The sequence below is a fragment of the Enterococcus alcedinis genome (assembly GCF_014635985.1).
Taxonomy (GTDB): domain Bacteria; phylum Bacillota; class Bacilli; order Lactobacillales; family Enterococcaceae; genus Enterococcus_I; species Enterococcus_I alcedinis.
The window spans coordinates 250,349-265,361 of record NZ_BMDT01000001.1 but is presented as its reverse complement, the minus strand read 5'-3'; the positions used below and the strand labels follow the sequence as shown (position 1 = coordinate 265,361).

The window sequence follows — 15,013 nt, the reverse complement described above, 5'->3', positions numbered from 1 at the left end:
TTTTAGGAGCTTTTTTTTACATTAGTGGTGCAAAGATTTTTAGTAGCCATCCCATTATCTTCGTCATTGTTTTCTCATTACGAATATCCCACAAAGTAATTTTTTGTGAAAGGCTTATCGTTTTCTTAAAGTCTTCTGTAATCTCAGCAATTGCAGGGACATCTTCTAAATAAACACCACATTCGAAATGATGATAGAAGCTACGATAATCTAGATTGACCGTTCCAACGGTTGCTTTTCGCTCATCAACGACGAAAACTTTAGCATGGACAAACCCTGGCGTGTATTCATAGATATTCACCCCAGCTTCAATTAAGGTCCGGTAATGACTTTTAGCTAACGCAAATGCATATTTCTTATCCGGGATATGCGGCAAAATTAAATCGATTGTTACACCACGCTTGGCTGCAAACGTGAGCGCTGTTTCCATTTCACCATCTAAAATTAAATACGGCGTCATAATCTGCACCGATTCTTGCGCTTTATTTAATAAGTCAAAGTAAATCATTTCACCTACCCGTTCCGAGTCAAGTGGTGAATCGGCATAAGGTAATACCCAGCCTTTTTGAGCATCTGCTGTAAATGTTTTTTCCTTCGGCACGTTTAACCAGTGTTCAAAGTCCGAAGTGTCACCATCCAGCGCCCACATCTGTAAAAACATTAACGTAAAGCTCTCGACAGCGTCTCCTTTGATCCGAACGGCGGTATCTTTCCAATGACCGAAACGTTCAACTTTATTAATATATTCATCCGCTAGATTCACTCCACCGGTAAAAGCAACTTGTCCATCAACCACACAAATTTTACGATGGTCTCGAAAATTGTAGACGGTAGAAACTAACGGTTGAATCGGTGAAAAAACTCTGCATTTAATTCCAAGTTTTTTTAAATCAGCCGAATAAGACCGAGGTAATAACGAGAATTCGCAAAAACCATCATACATAAAACGAACTTCGACACCTTCTCGAGCTTTTTCAATCAGTATTTCGAGAATCTGACTCCACATTTCACCCCTACCAACAATAAAGTATTCCATAAAAATAAACGATTTGGCTTTACTGAGTTCTTCTAATAGTGCAGCAAATTTTTCTTCGCCAGACGAAAAATACGTCACGTCCGATTGTTGATAGACAGGAAAAGCATTCGTCTGATTGACAAAACGAACAAGCCCTTGAAGATCCTTGTGTTCCTGCAATTGTTTCTTTGTTTTATCTTCCATCCCGATTAAACTGCGACTTTTTTGAATAATCGCAACTAGACGACGACGCTCCATACGATGCCCAAACTCTAGTCTTGTATAAAGATATAGTAAAATACCTACTACAGGCAATACCGTAAAGACAATCATCCACGTCATTTTCACGCTGTTATCACTCGGGCTATTAAATAAAATAATATAACCCGTTAAAGTGAAGACCATATTCCCAGCATAATATAAATGAATGTAGTTATTTGCTACGTAATCTAATAAACCAAATAATAACCAAACTTGAATAAATAATAGTATTAAAATAATACCAAAGCGGCTAAAAAGTAATTGTAACGCCCCTTGTTTCCCCTTTTCAAACAAATCTCTATTTTCTTTTTTCATTTACTCCTCCAACTTAATTCTTGACTTCAAATAATTTAGTTTCTGGATATTTCAAATGAATAATTTTAAATATGACTGCTAACTCTGACATATTTTGTGGATTCTCACGATCAAAGATCTTACTGTGGCGCCCAATTCCACCATTATCGATTAATTTATTATTACGATTCCAATCAATAAATTCTTCTAAACTAGAAATTTGGCTCAGTGGAAAACCTGCACCATCTAAAATTTCAGATAAACGAAACGAAACATAAGCACTATCAATGATTATGCCGTGTGGATTCGCACGAGGTAATGGGTCATCCTTCGCCGCTCTCATAATGACTTTCTTCGGTTTGTTTTCTAAGTGCCAATCTAATAAGTAAAAGAAAGCTTCCATACGAACCGACTCCTCAAACAAACGATAGGAATCTTCTGTCATCCGAAAAACTAACGGTATCAAATAATCCTCTTTGTAGATTAACATCGGAGCACGTGTAACTGAGCAATTTAAAAAACGATTCAAATAGCTCATCCCGCGGAAATCACCTAAACGGTAACCTTGAACACCAAATTCTTTGTAGCGAGTAGCCAAATAAGAACAGTCACTAATGGTTACTGAAACTTCTGTCAATTTTTCATATCCGCTTAAAATTCGATCAAACGGTTTTAACATAATGGCTTGTTCCATTTACTCTCTCCTATCATTTTTTATTTATCGGGCGATGTTTAAACTTCATTGTCGCTTCCACTGCTTCTTGCCATCCCTCATAAAGATTGTCACTAACCTCCTGAGGCATCTGTGGTTCAAACGTTTCAGCCTTCTGATACATCCCCTTAATTTCATCAAAATTTTGCCAAAAACCAGTAGCTAGTCCAGCTAAAAAGGCTGCACCCAATGCTGTAGTCTCCAAAAAACTTGGTCGCTTAACCGTTGTTTGCAATATATCTGCTTGAAATTGCATTAAAAAATCATTGCGCGAAGCACCGCCATCCGCTTTTAGCAGCGTGATTGGTACTTTGGCTTCTTGGACCATTGTATGCACCACATCTGCTGTCTGGTACGCTATGGCCTCTACTGTACCTCGGATGAAGTGGGCTTTATTTGTGCCACGCGTTAGCCCAAACACCGCCCCTCGCGCTTCTTGATCCCAATAAGGCGCACCCAATCCAGTGAAGGCAGGCACCACATACAAATTTTCACTATCTTTGACTGATTCACAGTAATGCTTCGTTTCAGAAGCGTCTTCAATCAATTCAAGCCCATCACGCAACCACTGAATCGCAGAGCCAGCAACAAAAATACTGCCTTCTAACGCATAGATTACCTGATTTTTAATTTGATAAGCAATCGTAGTGATTAAACCATGTTCAGAAGAAATCGCTGTCTCTCCTGTATTCATTAAAATAAACGCTCCAGTACCATACGTATTCTTAATCATACCTACCTGAAAGGCACCTTGACCAATTAGAGCCGCTTGCTGATCCCCGGCGATGCCAGCAATAGGGATTCTTTGTCCAAAAAACAAATAATCACTTGCATCTGTATAACCAAAAATTTCTGTATTTGAGCCGACTTTAGGTAACAGACTGCTAGGGATATCGAATAAATCGAGCAGCTCTTGATCCCAAGTCAAATCATGAATATTAAATAGCATTGTCCGACTAGCATTCGTTAAATCGGTCATATGAACTTGACCGCCTGTTAAATTCCACAAAAGCCAAGTATCAATTGTCCCAAATAGAAGTTCACCTTTTTTCGCACGTTCTTTCAATTCCGGCTGTTGTTCAAAGAGCCATTGAATTTTGGTTGCTGAAAAATAAGAATCAATCGGCAAACCCGTCTTTTCTTTAACAATCTTACTATAGCCTTGTGCTTTCCAATAATCAGCGACGCTACTCGATTGTTTCGACTGCCAGACAATCGCATTGTAGACTGGTTCACCCGTTAATCGATCCCAAATAACCGTTGTTTCGCGCTGATTCGTAATACCTATCGCTTGGATTTCTTCTGGCTGAATCTTCCCTTCAATTAAAACTCCAGCAATCACATTTTGCACGGAATTCCAAATCTCAATTGGATCATGTTCGACCCAACCAGCTTGAGGGAAAATTTGTGGAAATTCTCTTTGACTTGATGCGTAGGCGTTTCCGTCTTTCGTAAAGGCAATTGCTCGACTGCTCGTCGTGCCTTGATCAATCGCTAAAATGTACTTTTTCTCCATTCATTGCCACCCTTTACTCACATTCTTTTTCCGTGAATTATATTATAACATAACCAATTCACTGTGAGTTAAAATAAGAAAAAGAGAAGAGGTTTTCCCCTTCCCTTCACGCTTCTTCTTAGTCAAGTTCTACATTATGGTAAATTTGTTGAACGTCTTCTAGATCATCTAATGCGTCGATCATTTTCTCAAACATCACCAAGTCATCACCGGCTAGTGTGATCTCATTTTGCGGAATCATTTGCATTTCTGCAATACTAAATTCAGTGATTCCTTTTTCATTTAACGCAACTTGGATCGCATGGAAATCTTCCGGCTCACCATAAACAATGATTTGATTTTCTTCTGCTTCAACATCTCGTACATCAATGTCTTTTTCCATTAAGTATTCTAAAATTTCATCCGCATCATCACCTGCAAAAGCAATTAAAGCCGTATGATCAAACATATAGGCAACTGCACCAGAAACACCCATATTTCCACCATTTTTACCGAAAGCTGCACGCACATCTGAAGCTGTACGATTCACATTATTCGTCAATGTATCGACAATCACCATTGAGCCATTCGGTCCGAAACCTTCATAACGAAGTTCAGAAAATTGCTCGTCACTTGAACCTTTTGCCTTATCAATCGCACGATCAATAATATGTTTTGGTACGTTATACATTTTCGCTCGATCAATAACAAATTTTAATTTTTGGTTTAAGTGGGGGTCTGGTTCCCCTGATTTTGCTGCAGCATAAATTTCAATTCCAAATTTTGCATACGTTTTACTTGTATTGTTATCTTTAGCTGTTTTCTTTTCTACAATATTTTGCCATTTACGACCCATATTCCCACTTCTCTTTCTAATTATTACCAACTTCATCGGTTGGTCAATATCCTTCATTATTATACTTTGCGATTATCAATCTGTGAAGTATTTTTTACGGATTCTTTATTTGAATTGGATAGCGCCCAAAGTTTTGCTCTTGAATCTTAGAATTTGCTAACATATAAATTTGATCTGCTCGAATTTTCAATCCAAATTGCTGCTCTTCTTTTTTTCCTATTTTAGAAAGAATCGGCAAAGGGCATCTCTCCTTGGCTTGTCTTAAATATTCTTTGCCTTGTTCGGTAAAGCCAAGCACTTGAATGCTCGGATGCTCCCATGCGTTGTCCATTATTTCAACTGTAATTCCTAAAAGCACATAGCAACACAATCGTTGCAAACGTGTTTGGGTATAACGTTTCGATTTAATTTGTGCTAAAAACTCATCGAAACTATTTGCTATTTTCGCACTTTTTTTCAATCGATGTTCTAATCCTTCAGACATCTGATAGATCTTTTTCAAATCACTTAATGAGCGAACCAATAACTCATATTTCAGTAACGGCCAAAAAGACTCCCAAAAAACATGGTAAGATGCTAAGCCATCAAGCGTTTCTTGCGGTACCGTGTGTGAAATAGCTTGTTTTTTTGCTAAACCTTGACGAATCGCTGTTGCACTAGCAATCGTCGTCTCCAGCGACTGGGAATGATAACCTTGAGAAATCCGATTAATCGGAAATAAGTTCATCGGGTGTTCATATTTTGCATTTTCTCGGCTATAGCTTAAACCTAAAATATGATTTGGTTGAACCGTTTTTGTCACCCATTCTGGAAATAGTTGCGCCATCACTCGTTGCATTTTCTCTGCGTATGTTTGATTATCATTCTTCAACGATTGAAACAAAGCATTAATACGCTCTTCTTCTACAATCATTATTTCACCATAGTTTTGATAGTCAAAAGTCGAATGATTGTCCGTTCCAAAACAAAGACTCTCACAGCCTAACGCTTGTAAAATCGCAACACTACCTTTTGCAAAATAATCAGCTGGTTGGAGTGACCATTCAATCGGCAATTCGACAACCAAATCTACGCCATTAGCAAGTGCTGCTTTAGCACGTTGCCATTTATCAATAATTGCCGGTTCGCCACGTTGAAGAAAATTGCCACTCATGACCGCGATAATCACATCGCTTCCAGACTGTTGACGGGCTTGTTTTACGTGATAGCGATGACCATTGTGAAAAGGGTTATATTCAACGATTACACCACAGGCTCTCATCTACTTCCTCCTAAACAACGAAGACGAGAGAAAAGTTCTTACACTTTTTCTCTCGTCTACTCGTTTTTATTTTTGACAAACAAAAAACCAGCGACGGCTTTTCTCATTTGGTTCAATATCAATGAAATCTGCATATGTTTCAACACTTTGAAAGCCAGCATTTTCCAACATACTCAAATATTGAGCCAGTGGATACGTTCTTTCAGCATGTAGTTCATCTTCGCGGATAAACTTCCCCTCTTCATCTTCAACAAAGAATGTTAGGAAATGTTCAATACTATGCTTTGTTTTTCCTGGGTAGCTATCCCACAAAAAGGCAAATTCTTCTGTTTGATAATGGTAGCTATAGCTTGGAAAGACCTCATTGACTTGATACGTTGAGTGGACATCAAAAATGAAAATCCCCTCTTCTTCTAATATTTGATAGACACCGTCAAATACTTGTTGTACATCTTGTTCATCTTTCATGTAACAAAGGGAATCAGAAAAACAAGTCACCGCTTGGTACGTGCCACTATTGGCTAAATCAAGCATGTCCCCTGCTACGAATTGAATCTCCAACTCTTCTTCTTGTGCGCGTGCACTGGCAATCATTAACATTTCTTCTGATAAGTCTAACGCTGTGACATCAAAGCCATTTTTTGCGAACTCAACCGCTAAAGCTCCTGTTCCACACGCCAATTCTAAAATTTGTTTACGGCCATTTAAATGACGTAAAGAAAAATCAAGCCAACGTTGATACAATGTCGTATCCATCACTTCATCATACACAAAAGCAAACGTTTCGTAGGCCATGTTACTCATCAATCCAATCAGAGATTGCTACAAGTGGGGCATCTGACCAAAGTTTCTCAAGGTTATAAAATGCACGTTCTGATGTACTGAATACATGAACAATCACATCACCTAAATCAACTAAAATCCACTTACCTCCATCTTTTCCTTCAACACGATTGACAATGACTTTCTCTTTATGAGCTTGCTCAATTACGGCATCCACAATCGCTGAAATTTGACGCTCAGTATTCGCTGAACAAATTAAGAAGTAATCGGCTAACAATGAGATGTCTTTTACTTCTAATGCCATAATATCTTCTGCACGCTTACTATCAACTGCTTTTACTGCTAATTCTAAAATCTGTTTACTTTCTATGGGAATCTCCTCCTAGTTTGTTTTGACTACCCATTGGTTATATGTTTCTATCGTTTTTGGGTAAATCGGTAATTCTTTTTTTATTAAATAAAGTAACGTTTGTTTCGTTTCATAGGCTACAGCCAAATCTAAATCAATAGTTGCTAAACGACGAGCTTCCTCAACGCCTGGGAAATCACGATCAGCTTCAATATAATCCGCTACATAAATAATTTTATCTAGTAGCGTCATCTCTGCCGCTCCCGTCGTGTGCAGGCGAATCGCTTGTAAAATCGTTTCATCTTCAATGCCTAGCTCTGTTTTGACAAAGTAAGCACCCACAATTCCATGCCAAATCGCATTATTCCAAGTTAACAATGCCGGATCAAAATCCTGTTCCTTAATCGTTTGTAGGAACTCTAAATCACTTCGCTCTTTTGCGTAGTCATGTGTTAGCGCAGCGATACTCGCTTGTTCTGGTGAAGCGCCATATTGTCGCGCTAAAGCAATCGCACTTTTTTCGACACCAAGTACATGTTGAAAACGGGCGGCACTCATTTGACTTTGTACCTTACTGACCAGTTCTTCACGCTTTAGAAAATTGATTGTCATCTTGATACAGCCCCTTTTCCTCAATATAAGCTTGGACGCTATCTGGTACAAAATAACGAATCGAACAACCTTGTGCAATTTTCGTCCGAACAATGGTTGAACTGATCTCCATTAGAGGAACATCCACCCAAATAACTGGATAGGAAGTTTCTCGTGGATAGTTCGGTCGTTGTACACCGACAAATTGAACGAGCGTCATTAACTCATCGATACGATGCCATTTAGGTAAATATTCTACCATATCTCCACCAATAATAAAGAAATAATCCGTATCAGGATTTTTCTCCTTTAAAGCAAGCATCGTTTCATAGGTATAACTCGTTCCACCACGTGTCAATTCAATCGTCTCGATACCTAACATTGAATTACCTTTAATCGCTAACTCAATCATTGCTAATCGATGATTGGCATCAATTGTTTCCTTTCGATCGACGTGTGGTGGTGTAAATGAAGGCATTAGATCGACACGATCTAAGCCTAAGCTTCGACCTACTTGGTCAGCGACGATTAAATGAGTGACATGTATAGGATTAAAATTTCCTCCTAGTAAACCAACTTGCTTCCTTTTTTCAGTCGAAAATGACTCTTCTGCGACTGGAAGCGTCTGAATATCTTGGATTGTTTTGATCCTCATTTCAACTCACCAACCTTTTTTATATTCTACGAACTTGCTCAGAAATTTTACGGTATTTATCTTTTGTTGATGGTTTGAAGACAACTAAAACCTTACCGATAATTTGAACAACTTGACATCTTAAAGCCGATTCTAACGCTGCAGCCACTTCTTCGGCTGTCTCGTCCGTATTTTGTAATAACGTCACTTTGATTAACTCACGTTTTTCAAGTGCCTCACCGATTTGTTGAATCATCGCGTCATTCATGCCACCTTTACCAACTTGAAAAATTGGTTGTAAGTGATGTGCTTGACTACGTAAAAAACTTTTTTGCTTTCCTCTTAAATCCATATAAAATCTCCTTAAATTAACGCTTTTCTTTTTAGTACGGCTACCCCTTTAGGTGCCCAACCTGCAACAACGCAAGGTTTTGTAATTGTAACCCAACCTAATCCTGAGAAAACAATGTCGGTCTTTTCTTTAATTGAAAATTCATAACGAACCAATTCTGGAAAATCTGCCACTTCAGTTGGACGAGGTGGTTGTAATAAACCACCGACATGTTTTTGATAAAACTCATCCGCTTTTTCTAATTTCGTGCGGTGAATTTCTAAATCATTTGATAAGTATGCTGTAAACGGACTCTTTTCTCCTTGAATAAAGTCAAAACGAGCTAACCCACCTAAAAACAATGTTTGACCCGCATTTAATTGGTAAGTTTTCGGCTTGATTTCTTTGTGTGGCGTAACGATTTTTAAGTCTTTCGCCCCTAAATAATGCGCCATTTGGTGACGGTGGATAATTCCTGGTGTGTCAATTAATGCTTTACCATCATCCAATGGAATTTCAATCTTATCTAGCGTTGTTCCTGGGAAACGTGACGTTGTAATTAACTCTTGAACACCTGCTGTTTGTTTAATAATTTGATTAATCAACGTTGATTTCCCAACGTTGGTTACTCCAACAACATAAACATCTCGACCTTTACGATGTTTTTCAATCGCGTCTAATAAATTGACCATTTCTTGTGGCTTCATCGCACTCGTTAACATGACATCAATAGGACGCAAGCCGACTTCGTGTGCACGTTCTTTCATCCACTGCGTTAATTTTGGTGTTTTTAATGACTTCGGCAAAATATCGACCTTGTTCCCAACTAATAACACTGGATTATCACCGACAAAACGGTGCAATCCTGGAATCAGTGAACCATTAAAATCAAAAATATCAACTACATTAACGATTAGTGCTTCTGTTTGCCCAATTTCATTTAACAATCTTAAAAAATCATCATCGGTTAATGAAACATCTTGAATTTCATTATAGTGACGCAGACGGAAACAACGTTGGCAATACACTTCGCCTGTCTCCAAGCCTTTTTCAAGTGCGCCTTTAGGTGTATAACCCATTTCGGTTTTATCGGTTGTTTGAATCTTGACACCACAACCAATACATTGGATTTCTTCTATCATTTTAACTCCCCTTGCCAGATCATATCTGGGTGTTTACTTTGTAAGTATCGCATAATTTTACGTTCCATAAAACGGTTGAACTGTGTTTTCCAGCTGTCCGTCGCAACGACGGGTTTAACTAAGACACTACGAACACCTGCCGTATTTGAAGCTTTGATATCCGTCATCAGTTGATCACCAACCATGATGACTTCTTCTTTGGTTAAACCAAGGCGTTCAACTCCTTGATTAATTCCTTTAGTAAATGGTTTTAATGCCCGTGGGATAAATTCTAAATCTAAAAAATTTAATGCTGCAGCGACACGATCATGGCTATTATTTGAAACAACCATCACCGGGATTCCGGCTGCTTGCATCCCTTCTAACCAATGACGCAATTCATCGGTTCCATTTGGATTATCCCAAGCAATGAGTGTATTATCTAAGTCTGTCAAAATTGCTTTAATCCCAAGGCTGTGACAATGCTCTGGGGTAATTTGATAAATGGCTTCTACCATCCAAGTTGGTTTATATTTTAAAAACATATTTTCTCCTTTAAGCAAAAAATCAAGGAGCACGTTCCTGTACTCCTCAACCGTTGATTATACAACAAATAGTAACTAAAAAACAGTTTTTATCCTTGATTTTAAAATTATTTTTCTGTATTTAAGGCAATCGCTAGAATTTCATCATAAATTGGTGCAGAAGCCGCTAAAAATTGCTCTTGTCCGTCGAATTTTAAGGGCTCGCCATTAAAATTCGATAGCTTCATGCCAAATGTTTGTAAGATCGCGCCACCTGCTGCGTAGTCCCAAGGTGATAAGTTTGAAATATAAGCAACACGGCGTCCAAGTGCCAAATGGACCAACTCTACCCCGGCACAGCCCGACATACGAACGCCCATTGAACGACGACCAATTTCTTGTGAGTTTCCAACATTTTCGCGATACATCTTACAATTGATACCAACTAAACCGGCGGAAAGTGAAGGAATTGTCGGTTGATTGACACGATCTTCATTTAAATACACACCGATTGACGGACCACCCCAAAGGAACTCTTCTTTTATGACGTTATAAATAAAGCCCAATACCGGCTCTCCGTCTTCATAAATCCCAACCATAATACAGAAGTTTTCACCTTCTAAAACAAAATTCATCGTGCCATCAATCGGATCAATGACATAGACACGACCCTCCATGCTTGATAGCGCATGTTTCCCGTTTTCTTCCGCTAATATATTAGCTGTTGAATCAAAAGATACAATGCGTTCAATTAAAAAATCTTGCGTTTGCTTATCGAGGTTGGTAACTAAATCTGTCCGACTTGATTTCGTATCGACTTCCAACGATTCTTTAGCAAGAGCTTTTTTTAAATTTTCGCCGGCTTCTACCATCCAGCGTTTCATCTCATTAATTAAAATCTGCATATTATTTTCCTTTCATTTTTAGTGTGGATTTCGTTGATTGCTTAGCTTCTTGTACAAGATGATACAAAGAATAGCCAGAGATTGCTTCGAATTCTTTCCCCAACTTCCGTTCTTCTCCAATGCTTCTTACCACCGTTTTAAAGCCACGATATCTATCTAAAAACGTTTGTTTCGCAATCCCTTTTTCGTAAGCTTCTTCTACAGCCGCCCATAAATCCATCACTAAAATCATTTCTTCTGTTGTCCATTCAATATCAATGGGGTATTGGTAATCTTTCATTTTTTTAAAACCTCAATCATTTTTATATTTACTAACTCTATTTTAACATAAATTCAACAAAAACAAAAAATAGATAGTAGGGCCTTGCTTTGCGCAATTGTGTTTTTTATACGAACAACTTCTATGACAACCATCTGATGATAGCGATTCTGGAAAGAAAGCATACTGCCTATCGCAAAAGAAAGATGAAGCGATGTTGTTTAATACGTTTTACCGTATTCTCCGCCATTCACTCGTTCGATAACTTTATTTAGTAAAGTTCACTTCTAAATTGGTATCATCGACCTTAACGAGGATACTACAAGCCTTAGAAGTCATTCCGGTAGATTAACTCGCTTTGCTCGAACAGCATCAGTAATCGATGACTGAGGCGGTCTCACAGCTCCTTAAGTAAAACAGTTTCTCGTAGGATAGCGTAAACTTCTGTTATCTGTAGCCTATTCAGATAACTAAATAAAAATTGTTCAACTATCTGATAGACCAGACTTTTCAGAACTTATACTTTCCTGAACGCGAAATAGACCCTCTAGAAGACTTGCTTCTAGAGGGTCTAAAAAAATTTTTATGCGTGGATAGGTAAACCTAACGCTAACTCAGCAGCATCCATCACGATTTCTCCTAATGATGGGTGTGGGTGAATTGTTAAAGCAATATCTTCAGCATTCATGCCAGATTCGATTGCTAACGCTAATTCAGAGATCATATCTGAAGCTCCGATACCAGCGATTTGCGCACCGATAATAACATGGTCTTCAACCGTTGTTACTAGACGGATAAATCCTTCTGTTTTACCTAATGACAATGCACGGCCATTTCCTGCGAATGGGAATTTAACAGCTTTCGCTTCAATTCCTTGTTCTTTTGCTTCAGCAATTGTTAAACCAACCGATGCTAATTCAGGGTCTGTAAAAGCGACTGCTGGCATTGCTTTGTAGTCAACTTCTACTTTTTTACCTGAAATTGCTTCAGCCGCAACTTTTGCTTCATAACTTGCTTTGTGAGCAAGTGCCGCACCGGCAACGATATCACCGATTGCATAGATGTTTGAAACGTTTGTACGTCCTTGTTTGTCAACTGGAACTAATCCACGTTCGCCGATTGTTACACCAGCTAACTCTAATCCCATGTCATCTGTGTTTGGACGACGACCAACAGTAACCATTACGTAGTCAGCAGTAACCGTTTCTTGTTTACCGTCAACTTCATAAGTTACAGTTACGTCTTCACCGTTATCAACTGCTTCTTTAGCCATTGCTTTAGTAACAATTGTAACGCCTTTTTTCTTGAAGTCATCTTCGACAATTTTCACCATGTCTTTTTCGTACGTTGGTAAAATTTGTGCAGAACCTTCTAAAATTGTAACTTCTGAACCTAAGTTAGCATATGCGCCACCTAATTCAGTACCGATAACACCGCCACCGATAATTACTAATTTTTTAGGAACTTCTTTTAAGTTTAATCCGCCAGTCGAATCAATGACACGACCTTTGAATTTAAAGCCAGGAATTTCAATTGGGCGTGAACCAGTTGCCACAATTGCATTTTTGAATTCATATGTTTGTGCTGAATCTTCGTTGATAACACGTAATGTTTTATCGTCTACGAAGAATGCTTCACCTTCAATGATTTCAACTTTATTTTTCTTCAATAGGAAACTAATTCCTGAAGTTAATTTGTTTACGACACCATTGTCTTTCCACTCTTGTGTTTGAGTGAAATCTAATGATACGTCTGAAGCTGTTACACCAAACATTTGAGAGTTTAGCGCTTCTTGGTAATGATGACCTGCAGCAATTAATGCTTTTGAAGGGATACATCCGACGTTTAAACAAACGCCGCCGATGTATTCTCTTTCAATGATTGCTACTTTTTGTCCCATTTGAGCGGCACGGATGGCAGCTACATAGCCACCAGGTCCTGAACCAATTACAACTGTATCTAATTCTAAGGCGAAATCTCCTACTACCATGTGTTTATCATCCTTCCATTAATAGTAACTCTGGATCTGCTAACAGACGCTTGATGTTGTTCATTGCTAATTGAGCAGTTGCTCCGTCAACAATACGGTGGTCAAAGCTTAATGATAATTTCATTACGCGACCAACAACAATTTCGCCTTCTTTGTTAACAACAGGTTGTTGAGCAATTGTACCCACACCTAAAATCGCTACTTCTGGGTAGTTGATGATTGGTGTAAAGAATGCGCCACCTACTGAACCAATGTTACTAATTGTAACGGTACCATTACGCATATCGTCCGCTGCTAATTTACCTTCATGAGCCGCTGCTGCTTTTGTATTGATTTCATCTGCAATTGCAAATAATCCTTTACGGTCAGCATCTTTTACGTTTGGAACGTATAAGCCATTTGGTGTATCTGTCGCGATTCCGATGTTGTAGTAGTTTTTGTAAACAACTTCTTGATTGACATCATCAATTGAAGCGTTCATAACTGGGAATTTCTTCATTGTTGCTGTCAATGCTTTAACAACATATGGTAAGAACGTTAATTTTGTATTTTGTGCTGCTGCTACATCTTTAAATTTCTTACGTTGATCCCATAGGTTTGAAACTTCTACTTCGTCATGTAATGTAACATGAGGTGCAGTATGTTTGCTGTTCACCATTGCTTTAGAAATTGCTTTACGCATTGGTGTTAATTTTTCGCGTGTTTCTAATTCACCTAAGTTTGAGCTGAACGCTTGAGGCGCTACTGCTGCTTTCGCTGCTGGAGCTGCTGCTGTTTCAGTTGCTACCGCTTCTGCTGCAACTGGTACTGCTGATCCGCCTGCTAAGAAGCTTTGGATATCTTCTTTTGTTACGCGTCCACCTTTACCTGTTGGCGTTACTAATGTAATATCAACATCGTTGTTTCTAGCAAATTGACGTACTGATGGCATCGCTAGTACACGTTTGCTTGGGTTCGCTGCTGCAACAACTGCTGATGACGTTGACGCTGCTGCTTGTGTTGGTGCTGCTTCAGTCGCTACTGGTGCGGCTACAGATGCACCAGTGTTGTGGCCAGGTGCGTCGATTTCAATTAAGACATCACCTACGTTTGCTACTACGCCTTCTGCTACAACGATATTTGTTACTTTACCCGTTACTGGAGATGGAATCTCTTCAACTGATTTATCGTTTTGTACTTCTAATAATGTATCGTCTTCATTGACTGTATCGCCAACACTTACGAACCACTTAACGATTTCGCCTTCTGCAATTCCTTCACCGATATCTGGTAATTTGAATTGGAAAACGCCCGCGCTTTCAGCTGCTGGTGCTGCAACAGCAGCTGCAGGAACCGCTTCTGCTACTGGAGCTGAAGCTGCTTCACTTTCGTAACCAGGTGCATCGATTTCAATCAATACATCACCTACGTTAGCTACTACGCCTTCTGCTACAACAATTGCTTTAACTACTCCAGTTACTGGAGATGGGATCTCTTCAACTGATTTATCATTTTGTACTTCTAATAACGTATCGTCTTCATTGACTGTATCGCCAACGTTTACAAACCACTTAACGATTTCGCCTTCTGCAATTCCTTCACCAATATCTGGTAATTTAAATTGAAACGCCATGTCTGTTATCTCCCTTTCGT

At 38.9% G+C, this 15,013-nt stretch carries 16 protein-coding genes; all 16 read right to left on the bottom strand.

The window, feature by feature from the left end; all coding sequences use genetic code 11:
* Positions 1-16 precede the first annotated feature (16 nt).
* Positions 17-1,591 carry a cardiolipin synthase gene (cls, locus tag IEV09_RS01285; protein WP_188366448.1) on the bottom strand — a complete coding sequence of 525 codons (1,575 nt, stop codon included), beginning with the start codon at positions 1,589-1,591 and terminating at the stop codon, positions 17-19.
* 13 nt (positions 1,592-1,604) lie between these two features.
* Entirely contained in the window at positions 1,605-2,264 is a 660-nt protein-coding gene (locus IEV09_RS01280) for a hypothetical protein (protein WP_188366447.1), read from the bottom strand.
* A gap of 13 nt (positions 2,265-2,277) precedes the next feature.
* Positions 2,278-3,798 carry a glycerol kinase GlpK gene (gene glpK / locus IEV09_RS01275; protein WP_188366446.1) on the bottom strand — a complete coding sequence of 507 codons (1,521 nt, stop codon included), beginning with the start codon at positions 3,796-3,798 and terminating at the stop codon, positions 2,278-2,280.
* Positions 3,799-3,916: 118 nt separating this feature from the next.
* Positions 3,917-4,633 (bottom strand): YebC/PmpR family DNA-binding transcriptional regulator, encoded by a 717-nt coding sequence (locus IEV09_RS01270; RefSeq protein WP_188366445.1) that lies wholly within the window; start codon positions 4,631-4,633, stop codon positions 3,917-3,919.
* 94 nt (positions 4,634-4,727) lie between these two features.
* Positions 4,728-5,894 carry a nucleotidyltransferase gene (locus IEV09_RS01265; protein ID WP_188366444.1) on the bottom strand — a complete coding sequence of 389 codons (1,167 nt, stop codon included), beginning with the start codon at positions 5,892-5,894 and terminating at the stop codon, positions 4,728-4,730.
* Between the two features lie 66 nt (positions 5,895-5,960).
* Entirely contained in the window at positions 5,961-6,689 is a 729-nt protein-coding gene (locus tag IEV09_RS01260; protein ID WP_188366443.1) for a class I SAM-dependent DNA methyltransferase, read from the bottom strand.
* Position 6,690: 1 nt separating this feature from the next.
* Positions 6,691-7,053 (bottom strand): ribosome silencing factor, encoded by a 363-nt coding sequence (gene rsfS, locus IEV09_RS01255; protein ID WP_505661216.1) that lies wholly within the window; start codon positions 7,051-7,053, stop codon positions 6,691-6,693.
* Positions 7,054-7,059: 6 nt separating this feature from the next.
* On the bottom strand, positions 7,060-7,638 hold the full coding sequence (gene yqeK, locus IEV09_RS01250) for a bis(5'-nucleosyl)-tetraphosphatase (symmetrical) YqeK (protein WP_188366442.1): 579 nt from the start codon (positions 7,636-7,638) through the stop codon (positions 7,060-7,062).
* Positions 7,613-8,272 carry a nicotinate-nucleotide adenylyltransferase gene (locus tag IEV09_RS01245; protein WP_188366441.1) on the bottom strand — a complete coding sequence of 220 codons (660 nt, stop codon included), beginning with the start codon at positions 8,270-8,272 and terminating at the stop codon, positions 7,613-7,615. The genes yqeK and IEV09_RS01245 overlap by 26 nt, the downstream gene beginning before the upstream one ends.
* Positions 8,273-8,291: 19 nt before the next feature.
* Positions 8,292-8,603: a ribosome assembly RNA-binding protein YhbY gene (yhbY, locus tag IEV09_RS01240; protein WP_188366440.1), complete on the bottom strand. Its 312-nt coding sequence runs from the start codon at positions 8,601-8,603 to the stop codon at positions 8,292-8,294.
* A gap of 11 nt (positions 8,604-8,614) precedes the next feature.
* A complete protein-coding gene (yqeH, locus tag IEV09_RS01235; protein ID WP_188366439.1) occupies positions 8,615-9,724 on the bottom strand; it encodes a ribosome biogenesis GTPase YqeH in 1,110 nt (369 codons plus the stop codon).
* Positions 9,721-10,248 (bottom strand): YqeG family HAD IIIA-type phosphatase, encoded by a 528-nt coding sequence (locus IEV09_RS01230; protein ID WP_188366438.1) that lies wholly within the window; start codon positions 10,246-10,248, stop codon positions 9,721-9,723. Before IEV09_RS01230 ends, yqeH begins: the two co-directional genes overlap by 4 nt.
* 107 nt (positions 10,249-10,355) lie before the next feature.
* Entirely contained in the window at positions 10,356-11,132 is a 777-nt protein-coding gene (locus IEV09_RS01225) for an inositol monophosphatase family protein (protein WP_188366437.1), read from the bottom strand.
* 1 nt (position 11,133) lies between these two features.
* Positions 11,134-11,412 carry a UPF0223 family protein gene (locus IEV09_RS01220; RefSeq protein WP_188366436.1) on the bottom strand — a complete coding sequence of 93 codons (279 nt, stop codon included), beginning with the start codon at positions 11,410-11,412 and terminating at the stop codon, positions 11,134-11,136.
* A gap of 562 nt (positions 11,413-11,974) precedes the next feature.
* Positions 11,975-13,381 carry a dihydrolipoyl dehydrogenase gene (gene lpdA / locus IEV09_RS01215; RefSeq protein WP_188366435.1) on the bottom strand — a complete coding sequence of 469 codons (1,407 nt, stop codon included), beginning with the start codon at positions 13,379-13,381 and terminating at the stop codon, positions 11,975-11,977.
* A 7-nt stretch (positions 13,382-13,388) separates the two neighbouring features.
* Positions 13,389-14,993 carry a dihydrolipoyllysine-residue acetyltransferase gene (locus IEV09_RS01210; protein ID WP_188366434.1) on the bottom strand — a complete coding sequence of 535 codons (1,605 nt, stop codon included), beginning with the start codon at positions 14,991-14,993 and terminating at the stop codon, positions 13,389-13,391.
* Positions 14,994-15,013 lie beyond the last annotated feature (20 nt).